Source organism: Acidovorax sp. FJL06 (assembly GCF_003852545.1).
Taxonomy (GTDB): Bacteria; Pseudomonadota; Gammaproteobacteria; order Burkholderiales; family Burkholderiaceae_C; genus Acidovorax.
Map to the genome: position 1 here is coordinate 95956 of NZ_QAJR01000003.1, position 26235 is coordinate 122190.

32 protein-coding genes and 3 tRNA genes are annotated in these 26235 nt (G+C 63.1%); 12 read left to right on the plus strand and 23 right to left on the minus strand.

Annotated elements, in window-relative coordinates; translation table 11 throughout:
* The first annotated feature begins 17 nt into the window (after nt 1-17).
* From ureE to DBV10_RS01995, 4 genes are all read left to right on the plus strand, one after another.
* Nucleotides 18-680 (plus strand): urease accessory protein UreE, encoded by a 663-nt coding sequence (gene ureE / locus DBV10_RS01980; protein ID WP_124510115.1) that lies wholly within the window; start codon nt 18-20, stop codon nt 678-680.
* A gap of 150 nt (nt 681-830) precedes the next feature.
* Complete coding sequence (locus tag DBV10_RS01985) at nt 831-1541, plus strand: urease accessory protein UreF (protein ID WP_124510117.1); 711 nt, start codon at nt 831-833, stop codon at nt 1539-1541.
* 50 nt (nt 1542-1591) lie between these two features.
* A complete protein-coding gene (gene ureG, locus DBV10_RS01990; protein WP_124510119.1) occupies nt 1592-2269 on the plus strand; it encodes an urease accessory protein UreG in 678 nt (225 codons plus the stop codon).
* Nucleotides 2270-2289: 20 nt separating this feature from the next.
* Nucleotides 2290-2377, plus strand: a tRNA-Ser gene (locus tag DBV10_RS01995).
* 87 nt (nt 2378-2464) lie between these two features.
* On the opposite strand, the gene DBV10_RS02000 is transcribed toward DBV10_RS01995, so the two are convergent.
* Together DBV10_RS02000 and DBV10_RS02005 are read right to left on the minus strand one after the other, a co-directional pair.
* Nucleotides 2465-2653, minus strand: a complete 189-nt coding sequence (locus DBV10_RS02000; RefSeq protein ID WP_124510121.1) for a hypothetical protein — start codon at nt 2651-2653, stop codon at nt 2465-2467.
* Between the two features lie 350 nt (nt 2654-3003).
* Nucleotides 3004-4734, minus strand: a complete 1731-nt coding sequence (locus DBV10_RS02005) for a diguanylate cyclase domain-containing protein (RefSeq protein ID WP_124510123.1) — start codon at nt 4732-4734, stop codon at nt 3004-3006.
* 308 nt (nt 4735-5042) lie between these two features.
* On the opposite strand from DBV10_RS02005, the gene DBV10_RS02010 reads away from it, so the two are divergent.
* Complete coding sequence (locus tag DBV10_RS02010; RefSeq protein ID WP_124510125.1) at nt 5043-5375, plus strand: I78 family peptidase inhibitor; 333 nt, start codon at nt 5043-5045, stop codon at nt 5373-5375.
* A gap of 104 nt (nt 5376-5479) precedes the next feature.
* Here the strand turns inward: DBV10_RS02010 and hemW are convergent, their stop codons facing one another.
* The 5 genes from hemW to DBV10_RS02035 all read right to left on the minus strand — a co-directional run bounded on the left by hemW (nt 5480) and on the right by DBV10_RS02035 (nt 10249).
* Nucleotides 5480-6724, minus strand: a complete 1245-nt coding sequence (hemW, locus tag DBV10_RS02015; RefSeq protein WP_199740020.1) for a radical SAM family heme chaperone HemW — start codon at nt 6722-6724, stop codon at nt 5480-5482.
* Nucleotides 6725-6738: 14 nt separating this feature from the next.
* Nucleotides 6739-7338 (minus strand): RdgB/HAM1 family non-canonical purine NTP pyrophosphatase, encoded by a 600-nt coding sequence (rdgB, locus tag DBV10_RS02020; protein WP_124510129.1) that lies wholly within the window; start codon nt 7336-7338, stop codon nt 6739-6741.
* A 50-nt stretch (nt 7339-7388) separates the two neighbouring features.
* Nucleotides 7389-8123, minus strand: a complete 735-nt coding sequence (gene rph, locus DBV10_RS02025; RefSeq protein ID WP_124510131.1) for a ribonuclease PH — start codon at nt 8121-8123, stop codon at nt 7389-7391.
* Between the two features lie 121 nt (nt 8124-8244).
* On the minus strand, nt 8245-9147 hold the full coding sequence (locus DBV10_RS02030; protein WP_124510134.1) for a PP2C family serine/threonine-protein phosphatase: 903 nt from the start codon (nt 9145-9147) through the stop codon (nt 8245-8247).
* A gap of 85 nt (nt 9148-9232) precedes the next feature.
* Nucleotides 9233-10249 (minus strand): serine/threonine-protein kinase, encoded by a 1017-nt coding sequence (locus DBV10_RS02035; RefSeq protein WP_063463038.1) that lies wholly within the window; start codon nt 10247-10249, stop codon nt 9233-9235.
* Between the two features lie 90 nt (nt 10250-10339).
* Here DBV10_RS02035 and DBV10_RS02040 point away from each other — a divergent pair, with 90 nt between their 5' ends.
* From DBV10_RS02040 to DBV10_RS02055, 4 genes are all read left to right on the plus strand, one after another.
* Complete coding sequence (locus DBV10_RS02040; protein WP_305008986.1) at nt 10340-11242, plus strand: YicC/YloC family endoribonuclease; 903 nt, start codon at nt 10340-10342, stop codon at nt 11240-11242.
* Nucleotides 11243-11278: 36 nt separating this feature from the next.
* Entirely contained in the window at nt 11279-11899 is a 621-nt protein-coding gene (gmk, locus tag DBV10_RS02045) for a guanylate kinase (protein ID WP_124510138.1), read from the plus strand.
* Nucleotides 11900-11915: 16 nt separating this feature from the next.
* On the plus strand, nt 11916-12119 hold the full coding sequence (rpoZ, locus tag DBV10_RS02050) for a DNA-directed RNA polymerase subunit omega (RefSeq protein ID WP_005794722.1): 204 nt from the start codon (nt 11916-11918) through the stop codon (nt 12117-12119).
* A gap of 96 nt (nt 12120-12215) precedes the next feature.
* Nucleotides 12216-14495 carry a bifunctional (p)ppGpp synthetase/guanosine-3',5'-bis(diphosphate) 3'-pyrophosphohydrolase gene (locus DBV10_RS02055; protein ID WP_124510140.1) on the plus strand — a complete coding sequence of 760 codons (2280 nt, stop codon included), beginning with the start codon at nt 12216-12218 and terminating at the stop codon, nt 14493-14495.
* 74 nt (nt 14496-14569) lie between these two features.
* On the opposite strand, the gene greB is transcribed toward DBV10_RS02055, so the two are convergent.
* The 16 genes from greB to DBV10_RS22745 form a co-directional block, all read right to left on the minus strand.
* Nucleotides 14570-15133 carry a transcription elongation factor GreB gene (gene greB, locus DBV10_RS02060; RefSeq protein WP_124510144.1) on the minus strand — a complete coding sequence of 188 codons (564 nt, stop codon included), beginning with the start codon at nt 15131-15133 and terminating at the stop codon, nt 14570-14572.
* A 79-nt stretch (nt 15134-15212) separates the two neighbouring features.
* Nucleotides 15213-15289, minus strand: a tRNA-Arg gene (locus DBV10_RS02065).
* A 206-nt stretch (nt 15290-15495) separates the two neighbouring features.
* Nucleotides 15496-15572: transfer RNA gene (locus DBV10_RS02070), tRNA-Ile, on the minus strand.
* Between the two features lie 50 nt (nt 15573-15622).
* Nucleotides 15623-16627: a heat-inducible transcriptional repressor HrcA gene (hrcA, locus tag DBV10_RS02075; protein WP_124510146.1), complete on the minus strand. Its 1005-nt coding sequence runs from the start codon at nt 16625-16627 to the stop codon at nt 15623-15625.
* A gap of 9 nt (nt 16628-16636) precedes the next feature.
* Nucleotides 16637-17227: a recombinase family protein gene (locus tag DBV10_RS02080; RefSeq protein WP_124510476.1), complete on the minus strand. Its 591-nt coding sequence runs from the start codon at nt 17225-17227 to the stop codon at nt 16637-16639.
* 2 nt (nt 17228-17229) lie between these two features.
* Nucleotides 17230-17745: a DUF4124 domain-containing protein gene (locus DBV10_RS02085; protein WP_124510149.1), complete on the minus strand. Its 516-nt coding sequence runs from the start codon at nt 17743-17745 to the stop codon at nt 17230-17232.
* A 218-nt stretch (nt 17746-17963) separates the two neighbouring features.
* Complete coding sequence (locus tag DBV10_RS02090) at nt 17964-19475, minus strand: zonular occludens toxin domain-containing protein (RefSeq protein ID WP_233589774.1); 1512 nt, start codon at nt 19473-19475, stop codon at nt 17964-17966.
* Nucleotides 19382-19789: a DUF2523 family protein gene (locus DBV10_RS02095; RefSeq protein WP_124510151.1), complete on the minus strand. Its 408-nt coding sequence runs from the start codon at nt 19787-19789 to the stop codon at nt 19382-19384. Before DBV10_RS02095 ends, DBV10_RS02090 begins: the two co-directional genes overlap by 94 nt.
* Before the next feature lies 1 nt (nt 19790).
* On the minus strand, nt 19791-21251 hold the full coding sequence (locus DBV10_RS22825; protein ID WP_199740021.1) for a hypothetical protein: 1461 nt from the start codon (nt 21249-21251) through the stop codon (nt 19791-19793).
* A 104-nt stretch (nt 21252-21355) separates the two neighbouring features.
* On the minus strand, nt 21356-21592 hold the full coding sequence (locus DBV10_RS02105; RefSeq protein ID WP_124510153.1) for a hypothetical protein: 237 nt from the start codon (nt 21590-21592) through the stop codon (nt 21356-21358).
* 72 nt (nt 21593-21664) lie between these two features.
* Nucleotides 21665-21877: a hypothetical protein gene (locus tag DBV10_RS02110; protein WP_124510155.1), complete on the minus strand. Its 213-nt coding sequence runs from the start codon at nt 21875-21877 to the stop codon at nt 21665-21667.
* Between the two features lie 115 nt (nt 21878-21992).
* Entirely contained in the window at nt 21993-22199 is a 207-nt protein-coding gene (locus tag DBV10_RS02115) for a hypothetical protein (protein ID WP_124510157.1), read from the minus strand.
* Nucleotides 22189-22332, minus strand: coding sequence for a hypothetical protein (locus DBV10_RS22740; RefSeq protein WP_158616792.1), 144 nt, complete (start codon nt 22330-22332; stop codon nt 22189-22191). The genes DBV10_RS02115 and DBV10_RS22740 overlap by 11 nt, the downstream gene beginning before the upstream one ends.
* 86 nt (nt 22333-22418) lie before the next feature.
* On the minus strand, nt 22419-22733 hold the full coding sequence (locus DBV10_RS02125; protein ID WP_233589775.1) for a hypothetical protein: 315 nt from the start codon (nt 22731-22733) through the stop codon (nt 22419-22421).
* A gap of 30 nt (nt 22734-22763) precedes the next feature.
* The gene (locus DBV10_RS02130; RefSeq protein ID WP_124510164.1) at nt 22764-23987 is read right to left on the minus strand and encodes a replication initiation factor domain-containing protein; all 1224 of its coding nucleotides are present in this window, start codon (nt 23985-23987) and stop codon (nt 22764-22766) included.
* 184 nt (nt 23988-24171) lie between these two features.
* Complete coding sequence (locus DBV10_RS22745) at nt 24172-24345, minus strand: hypothetical protein (protein ID WP_158616793.1); 174 nt, start codon at nt 24343-24345, stop codon at nt 24172-24174.
* 297 nt (nt 24346-24642) lie between these two features.
* On the opposite strand from DBV10_RS22745, the gene DBV10_RS02135 reads away from it, so the two are divergent.
* The 3 genes from DBV10_RS02135 to DBV10_RS02145 all read left to right on the plus strand — a co-directional run bounded on the left by DBV10_RS02135 (nt 24643) and on the right by DBV10_RS02145 (nt 26234).
* Complete coding sequence (locus DBV10_RS02135; RefSeq protein WP_124510166.1) at nt 24643-24918, plus strand: hypothetical protein; 276 nt, start codon at nt 24643-24645, stop codon at nt 24916-24918.
* 149 nt (nt 24919-25067) lie between these two features.
* Nucleotides 25068-25319 (plus strand): hypothetical protein, encoded by a 252-nt coding sequence (locus tag DBV10_RS02140; RefSeq protein WP_233589776.1) that lies wholly within the window; start codon nt 25068-25070, stop codon nt 25317-25319.
* Nucleotides 25320-25334: 15 nt separating this feature from the next.
* Nucleotides 25335-26234 (plus strand): NAD kinase, encoded by a 900-nt coding sequence (locus tag DBV10_RS02145; RefSeq protein ID WP_124510170.1) that lies wholly within the window; start codon nt 25335-25337, stop codon nt 26232-26234.
* The last annotated feature ends 1 nt before the right edge of the window (nt 26235 follow it).

Sequence of the window (26235 nt, forward strand, 5' to 3'; positions counted from 1 at the left end):
CCGAACAAAACCTCACCATGCTCCAAGCCTCCAAACTCATCCCCCAGGGCCAAGGCCTGGCCCCCGTGCTGCTCAAGCGCGCCACCACGGTCGAACTGGACTGGGACGTGCGCCAGAAAAGCCGCTTCGCCGCCACCGACTCCGCCGCGCGCGAACTGGGCGTTTTCCTGCCCCGGGGTACGCTGGTGCGCGGTGGCGACGTGCTGGTGGCCGAAGACGGCTCGCTGGTGCGCGTGCTGGCCGCGCCGCAGCCCGTGCTGGTCATCACCCACTGCAGCAGCCACGGCACGCCGTTCGACCTGACCCGCGCCGCCTACCACCTGGGCAACCGCCACGTGCCCATCGAACTGCAGCCCGACCACCTCAAGATCGAACCCGACCACGTGCTGGCCGACATGCTGCGGGCCATGCACCTGATCGTGACGGCACAGGACCTGCCCTTTGAACCCGAAGGCGGCGCCTATGCCGCAGGCCATGGCGGCGGGCACCAGCACCATGGCGGGCATGCGCATGACCACGGACATGACCATGGACACGATCACAGCCACGAGCACGGGCATGCGCACACACAGGCACCAGCGGTTGCCGCTGCGGCAGCGCCCGCCCGTGGCCGCACCGTGGCCATCCCCGTGGTCGCCCAGGGCCATGTGCACGGCCCGCACTGCAACCACGACCACTGACAGGCATTGCCCATGCTGCGCACCAGGCCCACCATCCAGGCCGAGCCCACCCCCACCGTTCGGGCTGAGCCTGTCGAAGCCAGGGCACAACATGTGGCCAGCCCTTCCCCTTCGGCCAGCTCCAGCCGAACCGGCTGACACAACCACCCCATGCGCCACGACCGCCCCGCCCCCCTGCCCGCCGCCAGCTTCTTGCAGCTGATGTGGCTGGCCTCCCCCGCGCTGCCCGTGGGCGGGTTCTCTTATTCCGAGGGGCTGGAGAGCGCCATCGAAAACGCCGGCCTGGACAGCGAAACAGCGGTCGGCGAATGGCTGCTGGACCAGTTGCACATCACCCAGGCGCGCGGCGACATGGCCCTCATCGCCAAGGCTGTGGGCGCCTGGCGCCGCGCCGACTGGGCGCATGTGCGCGAACTCAACGACTGGGTGCTGCACACCCGCGAGACCAGCGAGCTGCGCCTGCAGGCCGAGCAAATGGGCCGCTCCATGGCCGACTGGCTGCGCAACCAGCACCAGGGCGACGAAATCCTGATGCCCGCCGTGCGCCACCTGGCCGCCCTGCCCCCCACCTACCCCGTGGCCTTTGCGCTGGCCGCATCCGCCACCCAGGCCCCCGTGCGCGATGTGCTGCTGGCCTACGCCTTTGGCTGGGCCGAAAACATGGTGCAGGCCGCGCTCAAATCCATGCAGCTGGGCCAAAGCGCAGGCCAGCGCATCCTGGCCCGGCTGGCCGATGCCATTCCCCCAGCCGCAGACCACGCAGCGCAACTGATGGACAGCGAGCGCCAAGCCTTTTCACCCATGCTGGCCATTCTGAGCGCCCGGCATGAAGTGCAATATTCAAGACTTTTTCGCTCCTAGCGCAAGCAACGCAAACGCCAGAAGCTATCAATTTAATAGTGAACAACGCCATGACCAACGCACTGCACCACATCCCCCACCGCACCAAAAGCCTGCCCCCCCTGCGCGTAGGCATCGGCGGCCCCGTGGGCTCTGGCAAAACCACGCTGCTAGAAATGCTGTGCAAGGCCATGCGCGATGACTACGACCTCATCGCCATCACCAACGACATCTACACCAAGGAAGACCAGCGCCTGCTCACCGTGAGCGGCGCCCTGCCCGCCGAGCGCATCCTGGGCGTAGAAACCGGCGGCTGCCCCCACACCGCCATCCGCGAAGACTGCTCCATCAACCTCGAAGCCATCGACCGCATGCTGGGCGAGTTCCCCAACGCCGACATCGTGTTCGTGGAAAGCGGCGGCGACAACCTGGCCGCCACCTTCAGCCCCGAGCTGAGCGACCTGACCATCTACGTCATCGACGTGGCCGCCGGTGAAAAAATCCCGCGCAAGGGCGGCCCCGGCATCACCAAGAGCGACCTGTTCGTCATCAACAAGACCGACCTGGCCCCCCACGTGGGCGCCAACCTGGAGGTAATGCACGCCGACACCACCCGCATGCGCACCAACGCCCAGGGCCTCAAGCCATTTGTGATGACCAACCTGAAAAACCTGAGCGGGCTGACCGAGGTGATCCACTTCATCGAGACGCGGGGCATGCTGAAAAAATCAGCGCCCGCCGTGGGCTAGAATCCGCAGCTTCCGTGCCCGGAGACGTGGGTGAGCGGTTTAAACCAGCAGTCTTGAAAACTGCCGACGGGCAACCGTCCGTGAGTTCGAATCTCACCGTCTCCGCCAGCACACCAAGCACAACGGGCCCGCGCGGTCCGTTTTTTATTGTCCAAAACACGACGCCCCCCACGACCGCGCGCCCCAAGGCGCCCCCTACGCGCGGCCCACTGCGGTCGTCAGCCCCGGTCCACGGGGCGCAATGGGTGTCAGGTCCTCGGGCCGGCACACCTCGTCGCTGTGGGCCAGCCGGATCCACAGGCCGGTTCTGCGGATGATGATGTAGTCGACACTGACTGTGCGGCCTTTGTAGAGGAACTGCGTTCCGGGTTTGTACAGGATCATTCTTGTTATGTAGCGAGCGGCTATTGCCCCACCATGACAGGCAGCCAGCAGATAAGGGAGCATGGTGCCGCCGCATCGGCCATCATGCCTCGCGCATCGTCAAAGAACCCCCAGATCGCCCGACTTTTTTGGAGAGATGCTCCCACGCCATCCGCTTGGCCTGCCTGCAGGGGGCAGCAAGTGGCGCGCAAAAAAAAGCCCGCGGGGTGCGGGCTGAACACTTGCTTGGAGCAAGCGGGAGGGATGTCGAGAGGAATCGACACCGCCATCCTAAAACGCCTGGCAGCGCGTGGGTGTAGGACAGCGCCGATGGCCGAACGGCGGCACGCCCGCTGCGCCCGGCACAACCATCACATGCCGTAGATGCGTGCGCAGCCACGGCCGGAGGCCTTGGCCAGGTACATGGCCGAGTCGGCCTTGCGCAAAAGCTCTTCGGCGTCCACTGCGTCGGCGGGCGACATGACGATGCCCACGGAGGCGCCGATCTGGATGAAATGCGATTCGATTTCGGTGGGCTGGCCGATGGCGTGCACCAGCCGTTCGGCCAGGCGGTAGGCGCTGTCGCGGTCGGTGACGCCGCGCTGCAGCAGCGCGAACTCGTCGCCGCCCAGGCGTGCCACCACATCGTCCCCGCGCGCGGCCTGCGTGAGCTGCTGGGCCACCCAGGTGAGCAGCTGGTCGCCCACGGCATGGCCAAACCGGTCGTTGATGGGCTTGAAGCCGTCGAGGTCCACGTACAGCACGGCAAAGCCCCGGCCCGAGCGCCGCACATCGGCCACGGCCGCCTGGAGGGTCTGCAGGAAGGCCGAGCGGTTGAGCAGCGCGGTGAGGCCGTCGTGCTCGGCCACATGGCGGATGCGCTGCTCGGCTTCCTTGCGCTGGGTCACGTCGGTGAAGGTGCGCAGCGCGCCACCGCCTTTGATCGGCACGGTCTGGACTTCCAGAATGCGTCCGTCGGGCCGGGGGCGGTCGTACACATGCTGCTGGTCGATCCCGCCGTTCGGGATCAGCATGTCCTGAATTTCCTGCGAGGCCAGATCGAACTCGCCGCGTGCGCGCAGGTAGGCCAGGACATGCATCAACGAGGGCTTGGAGGCCATCAGCTCCTCGGGCAGCTCCAGCAGCTCCAGCGCCCGGCGGTTGCACAGCTCCACAATGCCCGTGGCACTGATCTTGGCCACGCCCTGGTCCATGCTCTCCAGCGTGGCCTCAAGCAGGATGGATTTCTCGCGCAGCTGCGCTTCGCTGTCCCGGGCGCTGCGCTCGGCCTGCGCGAGCAGGTGCTGCTGGCGCTTGAAATCGGTGATGTCCACATGCGCATAGAACACGGTGCCGTCCGCACTCTGCTTGGCGATCACCCGGCTCCAGCAGTTGTGGGGCAAGGGCACCTCAAACGGCGCGCCGGCAAAGCGCATGTTCTCCTGCAGGATCGACAGGCCTTCGTAGAACGGTGCCATGTCGCCCGGCCCGCCAGCGGCCCAGGCATTGCGGTAGACCTCGTCGAACGTGAGGCCGGCGGCGGCGGCGCGGTCGGTGAAGCCGTAGATCTGCATGAAGGGTTCGTTGACCCATTGGATGCGCTGGTCTTCCCCGCAGATCATCAAACCGTCCGGGATGCGGTCAAAAAGCTCGGTGCTTTCGATCACGGGGCTGCGCAGGTAGCCGGGTTCATGGATGTCGGCGGCCTCCGATGCGTCGGTCTGGTGCAAGGCCTGGGCGCGCCACACGCGCACCCGGCCCACCCCGGCAATGGGCAGGGACGCCACCTGCACCCGCAGGCCCCGGTGCTCAAAGCTGTAGGGGCGCGTCTGCGCACGGTGGCGGTCTACGCCTGCAGCGATGTAGCGGTCGATGTTCGGCAGCTCGTGCGCGTCCAGCCGCTGGGTGTAGAACCGCCGCAGGTTGGCGTGGTAGGGCTCCCCCGCGTACACATGCCCTTCGTGCTCGGGGAAGAATTTGAAGAAGGTGCGGTTCCACGCGATGGAGCAGTCGTCTTCATCAAATGCGCACAGGGCAATATCCAGGCCATCCAGGGTGTCGCCGAGGGAGCGGAGGAGGCGGAGCAGGGAGTCGTCAAGCATGGCGTAACAGGGCGGCACAAACACGGTGTCCAGAAGCCGATGGACCACAGTAACCCCTGGGCTGTCCATTGTGCAAAGAAGGCCTTGAGGCAGGTCGTCACAGCCCCCCTTGCCCGGCATGGCAGCGGCCGCCCGTTGCAAACTGGCAACAATGTCTTGATGCGCATCAAGAAACACCCAGAGACAAGCGAACCAAGGCGCACCCGCGGCACCAGTCCACAGCCCCAGGGGCCTGCGTTCTTGTTCCTGTCTTGCGCGCGTGCCGCCTTCCGGTATGGTCAGGCCCCTGGTCTTTGTGGAGATGGTCCATGACAAACACCCCCTTTGCCGCCGCCGGCGGCCTGGCCTTGGCGGCGGCCTTGATGGCAGGCTGCGCCAGCCACGGGCGCCCGCCTGCGGCGCCCGGCGCACCAGTGGCCACGGCCCAGGCACCCGGCGGGCTGTGCAATGCGCAACCGGCCCAGGGGGTGGTGGGCCAAAACAGCACGGCGTCGGTGGCAGAGTCGGCGCGGGCCCGCTCGGGCGCACAGATGGTGCGCATTCTGCGGCCCGGCCAGATGGTCACCAAAGAGTTCGATACCCAGCGGCTGAACCTGGAGGTGGACGCCAGCGGGCGCATTGTGGCCGTGCGCTGCGGCTAAGCCCGCCGGCCAGCCAAAATGCTTCTCTTTTGATAGCTTATAGCGCCCTCCTGGAAAGCGCTAGCGGCCGTTTTCCCCTGACAAGTCGGGCAAACAGGACCGACTCAGTCGGCCAGGAACAGCTCCTGCAGGTCGCTCAGAAAATCAAAGCCCCGCTCGGTCGGGCGCACATGGGCCAGGTCGCGCTCAATCAGGCCTTTGCTCTCCGCCGCCTTCAGCCCCTTGGCAATGGCGGTGACGGGCAGGCCCGTGCGGGCCATGAAGTCCTGTAGCGCAAAGCCGCCACGCAGGCGCAGGGCGTTGAGCATGTACTCAAACGGCAGGTCGGCCCGGCGCACCTCGTCGTCCTGCGCCACGGCGCGGCCGGCCAGGGCGTTGTCCATGTAGCGCGCCGGGTCGCGAAAGCGCACCTGCCGCACCACGCGGTGGGCAAAGCTGAGCTTGCTGTGCGCGCCCGCGCCCAGCCCCAAGTAGTCGCCAAACTGCCAGTAGTTGGTGTTGTGGAAACACTGGTGGCCGGGTTGCGCGTAGGCCGAGATTTCGTAGCGAGCCATGCCGGCCTGGCCCGTCAGCTCGGTGATGCGGTCGAGCATGGCGTAGGCCTGGTCGTCCTCGGGGATGGCAGGCGGGAACTTGGCGAAGTAGGTGTTGGGCTCGATGGTGAGGTGGTAGATGGAGATGTGCGGCGGCTGGAAGGCCAGCGCGGTCAACAGGTCCTGCTCCAGCTCCGGTAACGTCTGGCCCGGCAGCGCATACATGATGTCGAGGTTGAAGGTGTCAAACGACGCGGCGGCCTCCTCCACCGCGGCCATCGCCTGGGCGCGGTCGTGCACGCGGCCCAGGGCCTTCAGGTGCTGGTCGTTGAAGCTCTGCACCCCCACCGACAGGCGCGTGACGCCCGCTGCGCGGAAGGCGCGGAAGCGGTCTTTCTCGAAGGTGCCGGGGTTGGCCTCCAGCGTGATCTCGCAGTCGGACTCCAGCCGCAGGCGGGCGCGGATGTCGCCAATCAGCCGGTCGATGGCCGTAGGCGAAAACAGGCTGGGCGTGCCGCCGCCGATGAAGATGCTGTGCACCGTGCGGCCCCAGACCAGGGGCAGCGCCGCCTCCAGATCGGCCATCAAGGCGTCGATGTAGCGCTGTTCGGGCAGTGCGCCGCCACCGCCTTCGCGGTACTCGTGCGAGTTGAAGTCGCAGTACGGGCACTTTTTAAGGCACCAGGGCAGGTGCACATACAGCGACAGCGGCGGCAGGCTGGGTAGCTGCAGCAGGCCGGGGCGCATGTAGTGCTGGATGTCGCGCACCACAGCGGGTTCAGCCTCTGCCTGCGGTGTGATCGGAATATGAACCACGTTCAGGGCCCCTTCTACAGCCAGCGTTCGCGTATCAGCGCCAGCATTTGCGCCGCAGATCGGCCCCGGTGGCTGTGGGCGTTTTTCACTTCCACGGGCAGCTCGGCAAAGGTTTGGCCGAACTCGGGGATGAACATCACGGGGTCAAAGCCAAATCCGTTGCTGCCCCGGGGTGCGGTGGTGATCTCGCCCACCACCCGGCCCACGGCGATCAGCGGCTCGGGGTCTTGCGGGCTGCGCACCGCGACCAGGGTACTGACCATGGCGGCGCGGCGGTTGGCCACGCCCTGCAGCTGCTCCAGCAGGGCGCGCACGTTGTTGTCGTCGCTTTTTTCGTAGCCGAACCGGGTGCAGTAGTAGGCCGTGTCCACCCCCGGCAGGCCGCCAAAGGCATCCACACACATGCCGGCATCGTCGGCCAGCGCAGGCAGGCCCGTGTGCTCGGACGCAAACCGCGCCTTGGCCAGGGCGTTTTCAACAAAGGTGCGGAAAGGCTCCTCGGCCTCGCCCACGCCCAGGTCGGCCTGGCGCACCAGCTCCACGCCCAGCGGGGCGAACATGGCCTGCAGCTCGGCCAGCTTGCCACGGTTGTTGGATGCGAGAACGATTTTCATGGGTAAAAATGGCCTCTAGCGCTTATGCATCAATCGCTAACAGCTATCAATTAGTGAGTATCTTGAAGGGCTTTTTGTTGCAGTTGCACCAGCTCGGCAATGCCTTGCTCGGCCAGGCCCAGCAGTTGGTCCATCTCGGTGCGGGTAAAGGCCACGCCTTCGGCCGTGCCCTGCACTTCAACGAAATGGCCGGCACCGGTCATCACCACGTTCATGTCGGTGTCGCAGCCCACGTCTTCCACATATTCCAGGTCGAGCAGCGGCGCGCCCTGCACCATGCCCACCGAGATCGCGGCCACGGGCTGCAGCAGCGGCGACTGGGTGATCTTGCCGCTGGCCAGCAGTTGGCTCACCGCGTCCTGCGCCGCCACCCAGGCGCCGGTGATGGCGGCGGTGCGGGTGCCGCCGTCGGCCTGGATCACATCGCAGTCGAGCTGGATGGTGCGCTCGCCCAAGAGCTTCAGATCGAACACGGCGCGCAGGCTGCGCCCGATGAGGCGCTGGATCTCTTGTGTGCGGCCGGTTTGTTTGCCGCGCGCGGCCTCGCGGTCGCTGCGGCTGTGGGTGGCGCGCGGCAGCATGCCGTACTCGGCCGTGACCCAGCCTTCGCCACTGCCACGCTTGTGGGGCGGCACGCGCTCCTCCACCGAGGCGGTGCACAGCACCTTGGTGTTGCCGAATTCAATCAGCACCGAGCCTTCGGCGTGCATGGTGTAGTGGCGGGTGATGCGCACGGGGCGCAACTGGTCGGTGGCGCGGTCGCCGGTGCGAAGGAATGTGGTCATGGTTCTTGGGTGTCCAGGGAAGGCCTTCCATGCGCCGCCCAAGGCGCACGCCAGAAAACGAAGCGGGTCAGATAGCAGGCCTGCGCCCGCTGCACGAGTCCGCGCAGCCGAGGCAGGTCAGTCAGGCTTTTCGAGCAGCAGAGCGGCGAATCGCCTCGTTGATTTCGGCGATGGAGCGCTCGATGGCCGCGTCGTCCAGGTCGTCCACCAGCCCATCGAGCGGCCCCGCCTGGATGGTGGATGCAAACACGTCTTCGCTGATGCTGTCGGTGGACACGCCCTGGGTGGACTCGAACGCATCGGGCGTCTCCCACTCCAGCGCCACCACGGTCACGTTGTCGCTGCTGTCGCCGGCCTTGCGCAAAGCATCTTCCACCAGGTCGGGCACAGCATGCGACACCGCGTTGCGCGAGAGCTGCTTGGCGATCTCCTCGTCGCTGAGCGTGCCCCACAGGCCGTCGGAACACAGCAGGATGCGGTCGCCCTGCTCCAGGTACACCGGGCCGGTGATGTCGTAGATGGGCTTGGTGGGCGAGCCCAGGCAGGTGAACAGCACGTTGCGGTTGATGCGCTCCAGCCCCGGGGGCGGGTTGTTGCGCAGCTCCATGTACGAATGGTCGCGCGTGCGTGTGAGCAGATCGCCATCGCGCACCATGTAAAGGCGCGAGTCGCCGCAGTGGATCCAGGTGGCGGTGCCGGCCTGCAGCACGGCCGCCACCAGCGTGGTGCGGGGCGTGTCGAGCATGCCCTTGTCGGTGGCATAGCGCAGGATCTGGTGGTGCGCGGCCAGCAGCGCGCCGGACAGGAACTCTTGCACATCCTTGAGCTGGGGCTTGGCCTCGCGCTGGAACAGCGCCGAGATGGTCTGCAGCGCGATCTGCGCCGCCACCTCACCCTCGGGGTGGCCCCCCATGCCATCGGCCAGCACAAACAGGCCCGATTCGCGCGTGTAGCAATAGCCCATGCGGTCTTCGTTCTTCTCGCGGCCACCGCGGCGGCTGATCTGGAATACGGAGAACTTCATAGCACCCCACGCAAACAAGGATGCACCCATGCATCGTTAGTAGACATGTGCCTCGCCCGAACCGGCTGCTGTGCGTACGCCTGGTTCATTTGGGCTTGGCTCCGATGCCGGTGGCTTCACCCACCTTCTGCACATTCTTCTTGGTATCGGACACCAGGGTGTCGAGCTGCAGGCGCATTTTCTCGGCCACCGAAAGCTTGGTGTAGCGGCGCTCGCCTTCACGGCTGAGCTCTTTTTGCAGCGCAAACACCGACTGCGGGCGCGACAGCGGGTCCAGCGCCATGCACCATTCCACCACCTCGATCAGGTTGTCGGAGTACACGCCGCGCAGCTTGGTCAGTGCCAACGACAGGCGGTCCTTGTCGATGCGCTGGGGCGCCTCATTGGGCGGAAAGCCCTGCATGCAGGCGTAGATGCAGGCGCCAATGGCGTAGATGTCGGTCCACGGCCCCATGGACGAATCGCGCCGGTACATCTCGGGCGCGGCAAAGCCGGGCGTGTACATGGGGCGGATGAAGTTGCCTTCTTTGGACAGCACCTCGCGCGCGGCGCCAAAGTCGATCATCACGGCCTTGTTGTCGTCGGTGATGAAGATGTTGGCCGGCTTGATGTCGAGGTGCAGCATCTTGTGCTGGTGCACGATGCGCAGCCCGCGCAGCACCTCGTCGAACAGCGAGCGGATGGTGGATTCGCGGAAGACCTTCTGCGTTTTCAGGTCGCGCGCGGTGATGATGAAATCCTGCAGGGTCGCGCCCTCCAGGTAGTTCATCACCATGTAGACGGTTTCGTTTTCGCGGAAGAAGTTGAGCACGCTCACCACCGAGGCATGCGAGATCTGCGCCAGCGCGCGGCCTTCTTCAAAAAAACTCTTGAGGCCCAGCCGATAGAGCGAGAGCTTTTCGGAGGGCACCTTGGGCAGCAGTTCGCCGGGCGCACGCGTGGCCAGGGACGAGGGCAGGTATTCCTTGATGGCGACCTGCTGGCCTTCGGCATCCAGGGCCAGATAGACCACCCCAAAACCGCCGGAAGACAACCGGCGCACCACGCGGTAGCCGCCAATTGCGGTATCGGGCGGCAAGGGTGCCGGCTTGATTTTTGACATATTTTGCGAAGATGACTCGGGGGTAGAGCGGAACCCGGATAATCGCCGGATCGCAAGCAACCATCAAAAAGTCCAATGCCAGTTTACAGCATGACCGGATACGCCAGCGCACAGCATGGCGCATCTGCCGCCGGCGCTGAAACCGACGCCCGCGCGCCCCAATCGCGCCGGCTGGGCCTGGAAATCCGCTCGGTCAACAGCCGCTTTCTGGACCTTTCGTTCCGCCTGCCCGACGAGTTGCGCGCCATGGAGCCCGCCCTGCGCAGCCTGCTCACGGCGCGCCTCAAACGCGGCAAGGTCGAGGTGCGCGCCGCCCTGGACACCGACGACAGCAACACGCTGCAAGACCCGCCCGCGCGGCTGCTGCAGCGGCTCAATTCCCTGCAGGATTCCGTGCGGGCCTGGCTGCCCACGGCGTCGCCCCTCACGGTGGCCGACGCCCTGCGCCTGTGCGCCAACGCCCATTCGGGCACCGAGGACTGGAGCGAAGCCGTGCCGGCCTTGGCCGAAGAAGCGCTCACAGCCCTGCTGGCGGCCCGGGAGCGCGAAGGCAAACGCTTGGCCGCCATGCTGCTGGACCGGGTCAAGCAGCTGCGCGCCCTGGCCCAGCAGGCCGTGCCCCTGGTGCCCCTGCTGGTTGAGCAGCAACGCCTGCGCTTCATGGAGCGCTGGAAAGAGGCCATGGCCCTGACCGACGGCGCCACCCTGCCCGAAGCCGCCCGCGACCGCGCCCTGACCGAAGCCACGGCCTTTGCCATCCGCATCGACGTGGCCGAGGAAATCACCCGCCTTGACTCGCACCTGGACGAAATCGATCGCCTGCTCAAAAAAGGCGGCGAAGTGGGCAAACGCCTGGATTTCCTCATCCAGGAGCTGCACCGTGAAGCCAACACACTGGGCTCCAAGTCAGCGGCACTCGACCTGACCCGCATCAGCGTGGACATGAAGGTGCTGATCGAGCAAATGCGCGAGCAAGTGCAAAATATCGAATAAAACTCATTTTTTGATAGCGCCTGGCGCACATCAACTATGGACTATCCAGGAAATCTCATCGTAGTGGCCGCCCCCAGTGGCGCCGGCAAATCCAGCCTGGTCAAGGCGCTGCTGGAGCTGGACTCGCACGTTCACCTCTCGGTCTCCCACACCACCCGCGCCCCGCGCGGCCAGGAGAAGCACGGCCGCGACTACTACTTCGCGTCGCAGTCCGAGTTCGACGCCATGGTGCAGAGCAACGCTTTCGTGGAATGGGCCCATGTGCATGGCAACCGCTACGGCACCTCCAAGAAGGCCATCGAGGAGCGCATCACCCAGGGGTCGGACGTGATCCTGGAGATCGACTTCCAAGGCGCCCTGCAGATCAAGGAGGCCTTCGCCAACGCCGTACTGGTCTTCATCCTGCCCCCCAGTTGGGAAGAGCTGCGCTCGCGCCTGGAGCGGCGCGGGGAAGACACGGCAGATGTGATCGAAGTCCGCCTCAAGAATGCGGCCGAAGAGATGGCCCAGGTCAGCAAATTCGACTTCGTTATAATTAACGAATTGTTCGAGCGCGCGCTTTTCGACCTGAAAGCCGTCGTTCACGCCCAGCGACTCAAGTACGTCGCCCAGCGCCGCGCACGTGCTGACACCTTCCAGTCGCTCAATATCACCTGAATCCCGGAGTAAAACGATGGCACGCATCACTGTAGAAGACTGTCTGGAAAAGATCCCCAACCGCTTCCAGCTCGTGTTGGCCGCCACGTACCGTGCCCGCATGCTGAGCCAAGGCCACGCCCCCCGCATCGAAAGCCGCAACAAGCCTGCCGTGACCGCCCTGCGCGAAATCGCCGAAGGCAAGGTCGGCCTGGAAATGCTCAAGAAGGTTCCTGGTTGAGCCGTTTCCTGGGCACAGCCCCCAAAGAGCACCGCGACAGCGGTGCTTTTTTTTTCCCGGAATTCGTCTGATGCGCTCCCGCGCTACATTTGAGGCATGAACGCGGTGCTCAACTCACCTTCTGCAACGCAGCCCCGGCCTGGCGATCCGCCAACGGCTGGCAATCTTTCGGCGGCCGCCGCAGCAGCCAATGCGGCTGCGGCCAGCTTTGCCGCGCTGACAGACAGCCTGGACTACCTGGATGCTTCCAGCATCGAACAGGTGCGCCAGGCCTACCGCTTTGCCGACGAAGCCCACCTGGGGCAGCTGCGCAACAGTGGTGAGCCCTACATCACCCACCCGATTGCCGTGGCGGCCCAATGCGCCACCTGGAAGCTCGACGCCCAGGCCCTGATGGCCGCCCTGCTGCATGACGCCATGGAAGACTGCGGCGTCACCAAGGCCGATCTGATCGACCGCTTTGGCGCGCCTGTGGCCGAACTGGTGGACGGCCTGACCAAGCTCGACAAGCTGCAGTTCAACACCCGCGAAGAGAATCAGGCCGAGTCCTTCCGCAAGATGCTGCTGGCCATGGCGCGCGACGTGCGCGTCATCCTCATCAAGCTGGCCGACCGCACGCACAACATGCGCACGCTGTCGGACATGCCACGCAGCAAGTGGGGCCGCATTTCGTCGGAAACGCTGGAGATCTACGCCCCCATCGCCCACCGCCTGGGGCTGAACCAGACCTACCGCGAGTTGCAGGACCTGTCGTTTCGGCACCTGCACCCCTGGCGCTATGCCACGCTGTCCAAGGCCGTCAACAAATCGCGCAACCGCCGCCGTGATCTGGTGCAAAAGGTGCAGACCGAGGTGGACGCCGCCTTCTCGAAGATCGGCATGAAGGTGCGCCTGGCAGGCCGCGAAAAAACCCTGTACGCCATCTACCAGAAGATGGACCTCAAGCACCTGAGCTTTGCACAGGTCACGGACATCTATGGTTTTCGGGTGATCGTCCCTACCGTCACCGACTGCTACACGGCGCTCGGGGTGCTGCACCAGATGTACAAACCGGTGCCCGGCAAGTTCAAGGACCACATCGCGATCGCCAAGCTCAACGGCTACCAGTCGCTGCACACCACGCTGGTGGGCCCCTCGGGCGTGAACATCGAGTTCCAGATGCGGACCGACGAGATGCACGTGATCGCCGAGGCCGGTGTGGCCGCGCACTGGCTGTACAAGGCGCAGGACGGTGACGGCACCTCGGCCGAGCGACTGGGCACCAAGTGGCTGCAGTCGCTGCTGGACATCCAGAACGAGACGCGCGACGCCGCCGAATTCTGGGACCACGTGAAGGTGGACCTGTTCCCCGACGCGGTCTACGTGTTCACCCCGAAAAGCCAGATCATGGCCCTGCCCCGCGGCGCCACCGTGGTGGATTTTGCCTACGCGATCCACAGCAACGTGGGCGACCGCACCACGGCCGCCAAGATCAACAACGAGCAGGTGCCGCTGCGCACCGAACTCAAGAACGGTGATGTGGTCGAGATCATCACGGAGCCCGTCTCCACACCCAATCCGGCGTGGCTGGGGTTCGTGCGCACCGGACGTGCCCGCTCGAAGATTCGCCACTACCTCAAGACCCTGGCGCAGACGGAGTCGGAAGGATTGGGCGAAAAACTGCTGACACAAGCCATTCGCGCCGAGGGCCTGGAGCAACTGCCCCCCCTGAACGCAGACACCCAACCCCTGTGGGACAAACTGCTGCGCTTTACGGGCAACCGCAGCCGCAGCGAACTCATGACCGACCTGGGCCTGGGCAAGCGCATCGCCAGCATCGTGGCCAAGCGCCTCATGGTGCTGATGTCGGAACATGGCCACCGCCCCGATGCCTTGCTCATGACCCGCGAGCGCTACACCTCGCACGAGACCCTGTCACAGGGCGCGGTCACGCTCGATGGCAGCGAGAACGCATCGGTGCAATACGCACCCTGCTGCCGCCCAGTGCCCGGCGACAGCATCGTCGGCTACCTCGGCCGGGGCGAAGGCCTGGTCGTGCACAACGTGCATTGCGGCGTGGCCAAGCGCTTGCAACACAAGGACAGCGAGCGCTTCATTGCCGTGGACTGGTCGGACGAGCCCACGCGCATGTTTGAAACCGGCGTGGTGGTCACCGTCACCAATGGCAAAGGCGTACTGGCGCGCGTGGCAGCCGAGTTGGCGAATTCCGAAGCCGACATCACCCATGTCGACATGGACGACGAGGCGGCGCTCGACACCACCGACCTGCGCTTCATCATTGCCGTACGCGACCAGGCACATCTGGAAGTGGCCCTGCGCAACCTGCGCCGGACGCAGGCCGTCATTCGTGCGGCCCGGATCACCCCCCAGACCTGAGAACCCGGCGCAAAGAGCGCCCAGCACAGAGCAAGGCCGCTGCAACGGCCGCCTTCCGCATACATACAAAACAACTATGCAGAAAGGCGTGGCGGCGGGTAGCGGACCTCCAGCACTTCCAGATGGCGGACACCCCCGGGGGTGGGCAACTGGACCTCATCCCCCACGCGGGCCTTGAGCAGTGCCCGCGCCACCGGAGAAATCCAACTGACCTGCGACTCGCGGCTATCGGCTTCGTCAATGCCCATGATGGTGATGGTGCGCTCAACCCCCTCGTCGTCCAGGTAGGTCACCGTCGCACCAAAGAACACCTGGTCGCTTCCTGCGTGCTGGCCGGGGTCAACCACTTCGGCGATCTCCAGTCGCTTGGTCAGGAACCGGATGCGCCGATCAATTTCACGCAAGCGCTTCTTGCCATACAGATAGTCGCCGTTCTCGGAACGGTCGCCGTTGCTCGCAGCCCAATGCACCACGTCCACGACCTTGGGTCGCTCGTTGTCGATCAGGTCGAGCAGCTCATCCCGCAGGCGCGCATACCCCCCGGGCGTGATGTAGTTCTTGCCTCCAGCAGGCAACGGCGGCAATGCCAACTCATCGTCGTCAGCCCCATCGGTCTCTTTGGTAAAAGCCTTGCTCATCGCCAGATACTCCCGATCAGCGCAAAGTGCTCAGACAAATGAAAAAGCCTGCAATCTTGCGATTGCAGGCTTTAAACATTGGTGCGGCTGGCAGGAATCGAACCCACGACCCCTTGGTTCGTAGCCAAGTACTCTATCCAGCTGAGCTACAGCCGCTAAGCTTTGAATTATAGCATGATTTCTTGGCGACCCTTGAAATCTTCTTTTTTATTTGCATCTGCTTGGTAGCAACTATCGCAAACAAAATCTAATTCAGCGCAAGCCACGATTGTAATGCACTCCAAGGCCTCCTAAAGAGAAACAGAGCACATTGCTGCAGAAAAATGGCCTTGATCGTGACGACCACCCATGCGAGCGATGGGTGGTAGGGCGTGTTGGACTTGAACCAACGACCAAAGGATTATGAGTCCTCTGCTCTAACCAACTGAGCTAACGCCCCAAGCCATGCTCCAGCGCTATACAACGGGGCAAGCGCCGTATTGTAGGGGCTTACTTGCGGTGGCTGAGTGCGTTGGAAACCAGCTTGGAGGTGATGTCCACAATCTGAATCATCCTGTCGTAAGGCATGCGCGTGGGGCCAATCACCCCCAGCGTACCGACCACCGCGCCATCCACTTCGTAGGGGGCACTGACGATGGACAACTCTTCAAAAGGAACAACCTGGCTCTCTCCCCCGATGTAGATGCGCACACCTTCGGCCTGGCTGGAGATGTCGAGCAGGCGCAGGATCTGGGTCTTCTGCTCGAAGAGGTCAAAGGCCCGCCGCAGGTTGCCCATGTCGCTGGAAAAGTCGCTGACCGCCAGCAGGTTGCGCTCACCGGAGATGACGACTGCATCCTGCGCCTCTGACAGCGCCTCGGACCCGACGTTCACCGCTGCCTGCATGAGCGACGCGATCTCTCCGCGCAGCACATCCACCTCGGACTTCAATCGCTCGCGCACCTGCTCCATCGCAAGCCCCGCATAGTGCGCGTTCAGAAAGTTGGAGGCTTCGATAAGCTGCGACTGGGAGTAGTCCGCCTCGGTAAAGATCACCCGGTTCTGCACATCACCCTCGGGCGAGACGATGATGACCAGAAAGCGCCGTTCGGAGAGCCTCAAGAATTCGATATGGCGGAACACCGAAGTACGCCGGGGTGCCATCACCACGCCCACAAACTGCGACAGGTTGGACAGCAACTGCGCCGCATTGGCAATCACCTTCTGCGGCTGCTCGGGCGCAAGCTGGGGGGCCGTCAGCGGGTCCCGCTGCACGGTCAGCATGGTGTCCACAAACAGCCTGTAGCCCCGTGCCGTGGGGATTCGACCCGCCGAAGTGTGGGGGCTTGCGATCAGCCCCAGCTCCTCCAGGTCCGCCATGACATTGCGGATCGTGGCAGGCGACAAATCCAGGCCGGACGCCCTGGACAGGGTCCGGGACCCCACCGGCTGTCCATCGGCGATATAGCGCTCGACCAGGGCTTTGAGCAACAACTTGGCGCGGTCATCGAGCATGGAATGATTTTACTTTTGTAATCGGGTCTTGGCCCAGCGCCCCCGGCCCTCATGGCGGTGGATGTGGTCGCGCAGGCTGCTGATTGAGACGCTCAGCATATCCGCAAGAGTGCGTTGGTCGTACCAGCCCGACCGCCAGCACTCCGCAGCGCGGGCCACGTCTTCATCGGACAAGGCCCGCTTTCGGCCCCACGTTTTGCCAGCGGCACGCGCAGCCCGCTGACCAGCAAGGCATCTTTCCCGGATCAGTTCGCGCTCAAATTCTGCGAACGCCGAGAGCAGATGCAGAAACATGCGCCCTTGCGGCGTGTCGGTTTCGATTGATTCGGTCAACGACCGAAAGCCGACGCCCTTCCCTTTCAGGAGCTCAAAGACCTTGACGAAATGGGAGACGGAGCGGGCCAGCCGATCCAGCTTGTAGACCACCAACACATCACCCTTGACCATGATGGTCAAGAGTCGCTCCAGCTCAGGACGGTTTTTCACCGCCGAGCGCTTTTCCTGCACAACCTTGTCGATGCCCGCCCGCCGGAAGGCCGCTAGCTGTGCCGCCGTGTTCTGTTCAAGGGTTGAAACGCGGGCGTATCCGTAGACCGTCAAAATCAGCAACGCAACCTGAATTGCGTATCCCGCGCCTCCTTGCGCTGGCGTCTGATCCAGTCAAGATCGTAAAGCCGACTACCCGCACGGCCCATGCTGTCCAAGTACTTCACCTGCTCATCGAGTGCATCGCATTGGGCTTTCCGGCTTGGCTGCTGCTGCGGGTATTGCGCTGGTGCTGCGGATGGCATCGCGGCTTGGGCAGCATTCCGCTTCTGCCGATCTGCAAAAGCTACTTGATCGTCCCAACCCATGTTGATTGGCACCCGCTCAGTACGCTCAAGCGTCCACCCGCGATTTCGACATTCCTCGGCGGTCCAATACCGTTTGCCCTGGCTTGTCGAACAAAAATAGATCAGCTTTGTCTTTGGCCCTTGAGGGTCCGAGACGGCGGGCGAAGCGTCAACCTCCTTACCACCTTTGCATGGTTCATCCGAGTATGTATTGCCACACCGATAAACCTGCGCCGACACATCGGCAGTGAATCCCAAAAGCGCAATTCCAAGAAGCATGAGCATTGCCCGAATGTATCAAAGGGTATTGCCTGATTTACCGTCCTACATGGGGTTTGTCACCCCATACCCCGACCCCACCACTACGCCACAAGGGCTTCGTTCTCGGGGCCCGGTTTGTCTCTCAGAAAGCAAGCCCGGATGTCATCCCCACGGGAAAAACAACGCCTGCAAATGTCATGGCCAGATCCGTTTAGGCGACATTTCATCCACCGGAACACAGATCACTGACTCTGTATAGAACGCACTTGTGCATTCCGCGCCGCCAGCCCCTTAGACCACTCTGAAACCGACTGCACAGGCTCATGGCGGGCCGCTGGTGTTGCAGGCACGGGCACGGTGCGCGGTGGCTCAGCATGGGCTGCTTGCGGCCCCTGCTGGCCCGGGCGGGGCGGCGTGGGGCCATCGCTGCGGGCACCGGTGGCGGTATCGATCACCACGGGCTTATCACCGCGACCACTGGCGGTAAAAGGTGCATCACAGGTGACTTGTCGCACCACGGTATCCCACTTGACCAGGGCCATGCAGTGGGCCAGATGCGTGACGCTGTAACCGGCCTGTTTTAGATCGTCGCTTGTGAGGTCAAACACGCGCCGCCCCTGATCGCTCACCACGAAGGTGACCCATGCAATGCCCTGCTTGTGCAGGTTTCCCGTCATGTGCAGCAGCTTGCCGTACAGCGGGTCTTTGGGCTCTGGAGGGGGTGGTGCAGGCTGCGGCTGAGACGCGGCCACAGCGGGGGCCATGGCGGGCTGCTGGGCCTGCTGCTGCATGGGCTGCGGCACCGCCTGAGCCTGGGCAATGGGGATAGCCTGGGTGGCGGGTTTTGGCTTGGCAGGCGCAACCCTGCGGCCCCATACGTCGTGCTGTCCATCAGGCCAGAACGCCCAGACCATCACAGCAACTGAGAACAGCACCCATACCCACTTGAACCGATTGAACTGCACGATCATGGGGGCCATGTCCTGGGCCTTGCCCTCGGAGCTGCTCACGCTCTGGGTATTGCTGCGGTACAGGCCGAAATACTGCGACTCGTACTTGCGCTCATCCTGCTGGATCAACGCGCCCCGGTAGCCCGCGTGCACCTTGCGTATGTAGCTGCCCGACTTGCCCAAGATATCGGCTTTGCGGCAGCGAATGAGGGTTGCCACGAGCTGGGCGATGGGCTGGCTGATGTCCCTGAAAGATTGGGTCATCAGCAGCACATCAGCGTTGTAGTGCCGGTGCAGCTTGTACCACTGGACGACGTGGTCAGGCGTGCCAATCTTGGGCAAGGCCACATGGCATTCGTCGATGACATAGAGCGGGCCCTGCCCCTGTTCGCTGCGCCACGTGCTGTGGTAGTCCCACACGGTGCCGAACGTGAAAACGTTCTCCGGCTGCGGCTCTGGCTCGCGGTCCGGCCAGAGCTGGAAAGCCTCCTGCTCTGCAATGTTGGCGGCGTTCCAGTTGCCCAAACGCGGGGCGGGCCGCGTGCGCACTTCGAGCAGCTCGCGCCATGCCGGATCAATGGCCGCGAATGCATCGATGTTGAGCGGGAGATTGGTGATGACCTTGCGACCTGCGCGCAATGCTGGCAGGACGTGGAAGGCCACGGCCTCATAGCTTTTGCCAGATCCTGGAATTCCCTCGAGCCCGGTAATCATGAGCCAAGGCGCGTGAAGGGAATCAGCTGCAGTATCAGGCGCAGCACGATAGCCGAAATGATGATGCCAACAGCGGTGCCAACGCCGCACAGCTGCATGACATTGATGATTTCTTCGGGCAATCCGGACGACGGGGCAAAGCCCGTGAGGCCGCTGAGGTCCAGTCCATTGGCCGCTGAGACAACCAGGGTCATGAGCTTGTCCAGGCACCAGCAAAACAGATCCGTGAACATGTCCCACAGAGCCTTGAAGATGGCAACGGCAAGATCCGAGAACCAACCAACAACGGACTTCACGACACCGAGAAGCCACTCAACGACAGCCTTGATTTTTTCCGTCAAGAACGAGGTCAAGCCCGTAACTACTGCCGTCAATGCCTGAATTGCACTTGCAAGCGCTTCCATATCAGCCCCCAAAAACAAGCGCGCGAGCGAGCAGCAGCGCGGACAGAATGGTTATGGCCTTGAGCACCGACCAGAGCCACACCGGGGGCGCCATGTCGTGTACACCAAAGTTGCCAATGGCCCCGAAATCCAAGTCAATGAGCCACGTAGGGGGCACGCCGCCATCCCCAACATTCGGCATGAGCTGGCGCGCAAGGCCGGTGATCGGAGCCTTTTTGAGGTCAGCTATGCGAGCATCCCAAACGGACGCGGGGCCGTCTGGATACTTGGGTTTGTAGAGCTCAGGAATTTTGAGATCACCCGAGCCAAGACCGTTGAAGCCACTGCCATTGCCAGAGCCAGTGCCGGTGCCACTCCCGGTGCCATCGCCGGTGCCGGTGCCGGTGCCGGTGCCGCCACTGCCAACGCCGGAGCCCGGACCAGTGCCGCCCGTAGTGCCGCCACCTGTGTTGGTGCCGCCAGTGTCGGTACCACCTGTATTGGTACCACCCGTGTTTGTGCCGCCTGTGTTGGAGCCGCTGGTGTTACTGCCGCCGGTATTGCTACCACCACCCGTGTTTGTGCCGCCTGTGTTGCCGCCCGTGTTGGTGCCGCCTGTGTTGCCCCCGGTATTGCCACCTGTGTTGGTGCCGCCCGTGTTGTCACCCGGGTTGGTGGGTGGCGGCGTGTCTGGAGGGGTGCCAGCAGGAATACAAGTCACATGGCCATTTACCGTGCCAACCGAGCCACTACATGGGGGAGATGGGGGACCATCGGTATCGGTTTTGGTAGAGCACTTTGCGCCGGTCCCTGTGTACGGCGTATCTGCATAGATAGGGACCAACCCCGCAGCGTTAGCAATGTCTTTGACATCTATATAGCCCTGCCAACCGCCGCCAGAGTATGCGCACGATCCGTCGCAGTAAGCGGCCGGAGGATTGGTAATGCTGCCGACAACAGACGCTGAGCCGCCACCGTCAATGGGATATTGACCACCAGAGCCAGCGACATAGCGAGCCCATCCGATCTTGGAAAGCACTGTAATTTTTGTGCCCGATTGGCACTCCTGTGGAGGCGTTGTAGGTGGCTGTTTGCATTGACCGTCAACCTCAACAAGAGGGGCATTGCACTGGCAACCACCCTCTACCTCGGTGCTGCCGCCTGGGCATGTCAGCGTGTCTTTGCCGAGGCCAATGTAGACACCCGGGCCGCCGTTGTTTTGCGTGATTAGGCAGCTGGGCGGCTGCTGTGTAGGCACCACGCCCGAGGCGCCGCTATTGACGATTCCGTCGCAGGGGCCTTGATACCAGCTCAACACTTGCGAGCAGACGGAACCCACAGATGAGGCCCGGTATTGGGGCACAGGGGCGCAGTGGACCGGCGCGCCGTAGTATTCAACGGGCTTCGGAATGAGGGCGTGCGAGAGCGGCGAGAGCGCCACCAGCAGCACGGCGAAAAGGAGTCGCGCGATTGTCATGGTCATGGTCTCGCGAGCAGGAAAAAGCAAATCGCCCCGATGGCGCCGACCAGCGCAAACGCAGCGTGAACGGACACCATCAGGGCGACGATCAACATGGGGAGACCGTGTTAGATCTTGGCGATGATGCGCTTGACGATGGACGGGCCCTTCATCACCAGGGCGATGCCGACGATCACGATAGCAAGGGCCGTCACCTTGGTGGCGATGCCGCTGATGTCCACAGCCGCGAACAGATCATCAATGGGCGAGGTTGCGTGAGCAGCGGATGCCACCAGCACCAGGGCCGAAGCTGCAGCAACTTTGGCGCCGAACTTGCGAGCGACATTGCGGGTTTGATTGATCATGTGTTTCTCCTTGAGAGGTTGATAAACGGCGCGAAATTGCACCGATGTGCCCGAGGGCACACCGCTGGAATCTCAGAGCCTGCGGACCATGCGCAGGACGACACCCAGGCCGTAGCCGAGCATTGCGAGGGAGAGCACCAAGCCGAAGCCCAGACCCACGGACAGGCTCACGCTTTGGGGCGTGATGCCGATGGCCGCGAGGTCTTGCAGCGTGGCTTCCGTGACCTCGACCTGATGGGCGGATTGACAGGGGAACTCAGCGACAGTGCAGAGGACTAGGGTCATGGTCAGTCCTCATCCGGGAGGGCTTCGCCGCATTCGGGGCAGACGATCAAGTCGCCATCCGTGGCGGCTTCGTCTGCATCAAATTCAGCACCGCAGGCGGGGCATTCGGTTTCGCTCATTGCGCGGGTTCCAGGGCTTGATGGAGGCCTGCACGAGAGCGGGCATAGGCGATGCGCCGCAGACGTTCTGAGCGGGCATTGAGGCGATCAGCAAGCAGGGCCAGGAAGGCCCAGGCCAGTTGCCACATGAACGCGCCTGCAATGCCTGAAAGAAAGCCCAGGAGTGCAACGCGCTGGGCGAAGAGGGCGAGGTCAATTTCCACAGACAGGCTCCTGCTTTTTGTAGAGGTCATCCAGGTCCACCACCTGGGGGCGGTGGAAGGGTTCTGTGTGGTCCTCGATAAGCTGCGCGCAGGTTTCGAGGTCTTCCACGATGGCGGCTTCGCAGAGCAACATGACCCACTCCGGTTGCCCGTCTTCAAACGACGGTGCGAGGAATGCACCTGTTGTGCGGGACTGGATCACGTTGCGCATAACGTGCCTTACGCGGCCTTGGCCGTGGCGGCGGGTTTGATCGCCAGCAAAGTGAGCTTGGTGGTGTTGTCAGCACCGGCCACGATGTCGAATTCGCAATCGCACATCACGCCGCCGAGGGGCCACGAATTCTTGAGGTGTGCCCACTTCTGGAACTCTGTGGAGTCGCCCAGCTTGAACGGGCGAGTGACCACGCCGATGCTTTCGCCACTGCTCGACTGGGCAATGTCCACCGACAGATGGAAGGTGGTGGAGTCGAAGGCGCGGCCTTCAAAATCACCCTTGGATTGCTTGAGGCCGTGCAGTACGGCTTTGCTTGTCATCTTCATTTGCTTGGTCTTTCGTGGCCTGGGTTAGTGGGCAAACGCGGTGTGGCCAGCACCGGAGCCCGAGACTTTTTTGAACATTTGCTGATAGACGCGCTCGACTTCGGAACGCTTGAACTTGGCAAGACGCCCGGGTAATTCGGCGCAGTTCTCAATGAATTGCGCGAGGGTTTCGCGATCCATGCAGAGGAACGCGAGAGCGGCTGATTTGCCCGCTGTAGAGAACAGCCAACGTGCATTGCGCGTGCACTCAGCCATCAGGGTTTCGAGAGGGAGACGCGGCTCTGTTTTGATGGGTTCTGGCGCTGCAATAGCGCCGTGCTCCGACAGCATCAATGCATGCCAGTCGCTGGCACCTGCGAAGAAATCAGCGGGCCTGCGGAGCATGTCAGTGGGCAGCAAACGCTTTTGGTTTCCGTAGCGCAACTCAATGCGTTGCCAGCCGGTAGCGTCCTGCTTTCCGTAGAGCTGGACGCCTTTGTCATAGACGTTGGTTTGCTTGCCTGCGGCCTTACTGCCGAAATAGAAGGAGCGACCCACACCACCAGCACGCCATGCGCCCACCATGTTGTGGTCCGGGCGATGGCCCAGGTGATCCATGCAACCAGCGTCGTAATCAGTGGCGATGCGGTCCATACCGCCGCTGAGACCTTCAAAGAAGTCCAATGCGAGATCACAGCGCGTGACCAGGGCGCGGTGTTCGTCCATGTAATCGGCCATGGCAGAGGGCCACCCAGGGGCCGCGAAGGTGCATGCAACGCCGTACAGGTTGCAATGGATGGTCTTGGACTGGGCACGCTGGCGCGGGCTTTCTCCGGAGGCCAGGAAGCCCACCCATCCGCATTCAGTGCCTGCACGCAAGATGCTCCAGCGGTGGCGGTAAAAGTCGTGTCCCTTCTTCAATTCGGGGTCCACGGTGAAGCCTTTACCCAGGATGGCGCAGACGTTGTTTGCAAGCTCCAACGCTTGCGTGCTGGCCGCGAAATCAGGGTCTGCTATGTCGCGCAGCAGGTGGCAGAGCTTCTGACGACGGCGGTCGTCTTCGCTGAGCTGGTGCTCTGAGCGGAGGTCAAATTCCGATGCCTGTGCAGGAGGGAAAAGATGCTCGACCGTGGGGATGGGAGCAAACCGCAAATTGACCGTGAAGCGCAGCCAATCGACATGAACGGGGGAGCCGGTTTGGACGCGCTCCGCTTGCAAACGGAGCTTGACCTCATTGCCCTCTAGGACGAGCGATGTTGGATTGGTCATGCCGCGAACTCTGGAAAGTTGTCCCCGTGATTACCATCGGGGACCGAAGCCGTGCAAGGTGCTACGCACCCCCCAAAATTGATAGCAGTCGGGAGCGCTTCGCGCACGGCCACTTCCCCGCAAAGCGGGGCCCCTTCTGCCGTGCGCTGCGCGTCCAGGGCGCAGCGATTGAATGAGCTGCCGGTCATTCCGCAGCCTCTACATCGGTGGCGCACTTCGGGCAAACCGCGTGCAGTTCGCCATAGCTATCTGTGTCGCCGTCATAGCCGTCCATATCGTCGGACTCTGCAAGGGTGCCCTCCCAGCCGCAAGAAGGGCAGATGACAGCCATGTCGTCGTTATCGTGGTAATGCTTCATGGCTTGACCACCTGAACAGCGGAGCAGGGGCACCAGATGTCATGACCACCATCAGAGAAAACGAGCAGACAACGGCCTGTGCGAACACGACCAACGCGAGCTGGCAGGCCATGCCATGAAACAGACAAGCCACGCTTTACGAGCTTGTCGTTCAGGTCAAGGTTTGCGCGAAGGGTGCCCGCCCCCAGCGCAGGCGCTGCAGGAGCCGCCACAGCGCGTGCAGCGCCCTTGATGGCTGGGGGTGGGCAAACTGCATCAGCCAGAATGCTGGCTTCAAAACCAGAGGGAGATTCAGGGATGGGAGCACTGATCGGAATCGGCTTGCTACTGCCGCTATTTGCGGCGGCCATCGGGCTAGCACTCACGTACTGGGTGCTTTGCGCAGCCATCAAAAACGGTGTAGCCGCGGCACTGTCAGAAACCAAAGTGCGGGTGGTAACCCCGCCATCCACGTTCAGCGGCAGCACCCCAGGTGCGGCGCCTGCAGGGTTCAAATGGGTGCTGGTGCCCGAGGAATCCATGCCAAACGCGGCACGCAAGGTGTCGCATTTGGATGACATGAGGGTTGATTGACGGTGCATGGCGGCTCCACAAATGCACACAAGTTGTGTGCGAATCGGGAGGCTACGCCGCAAACAAGGTGTTTGCAATCATTTTGCTAATATGCACACTGCATGTATGCATGCAAACAACATGTAGGAGCGATATATATGCAAACAACCATGAATCTGCTAGATACCGCGCTTCAGTTAAACCCAGCGCCCTACTGGCACGAAAAACTGAAGCTGTCGCGTAATGCCTTGCACACAGCAAAGACACGTGGGCACCTGAGCCCGGCAATCGCGGGTGCGCTGGCGGAAGAACTAGGCCAGGACGTGAAAACCTGGATAGTGGTGGCAGCGCTGGAATCAGAGCGAGAAAGCGCATGCAAGACGCGGATGCTCAAGCGCGTCGCCAAACTCACATCGGTTTAATGATGTAATTTCGCGATGACGTCCAATTTCCGCCATGTCGCACTCATAGGCAAGTATCAAGCTTCATCTACGGGCTCCATGGGCGACAGCTCTCGCCAGGCGCTGGACGACATCGCCCACTTTCTTGCGCGCCAGGGCTGCGAGGTGGTGCTGGAAGCCGAGACCGCCAGCAACACGGGGCTGACGCACGACTACCCCTCGCTGAATGTAGACGACATTGGGGCCCGGTGCGACCTGGGCCTGGTGGTGGGGGGCGATGGCACGATGCTGGGCATCGGCCGCAGGCTCGCCCGGTTTGGCACGCCACTGATTGGCATCAACCAGGGGCGGCTGGGATTCATCACAGACATTCCGTTCGACACCTACCAGACCACCCTTCCCCCCATGCTGCAGGGGGCGTACGAAGAGGACCTCAGGCCTTTGATGCACGCCACCGTGGTGCGCGATGAGCGGGTGGTGTTTGAAGCCCTCGCCATGAATGATGTGGTCGTGAACCGTGGCGCCACCTCTGGCATGGTGGAGTTGCGGGTTGAAGTGGGGGGGCGCCTGGTGGCCAACCAGCGCGCCGATGGGCTCATCATCGCCTCGCCCACGGGCTCGACGGCCTACTCGCTGTCGGCAGGCGGGCCGATGCTGCATCCATCCATCCCGGGCTGGGTGCTGGTGCCCATTGCACCGCACACCTTGTCCAACCGCCCCATCGTGTTGTCCGACGCCACGGAAGTGGCCGTCGAGGTGGTGAGCGGGCGCGACGTCAGCGCCAACTTTGACATGCAGTCACTGGCCTCCCTGCTCCACGGCGATCGCATTCTGGTCAAGCGGTCGGAGCACTGCGTGCGCTTCCTGCACCCCCAGGGCTGGAACTACTTTGCCACGCTGCGCAAAAAGCTGCGCTGGAATGAAGGAGGCTCCTGAC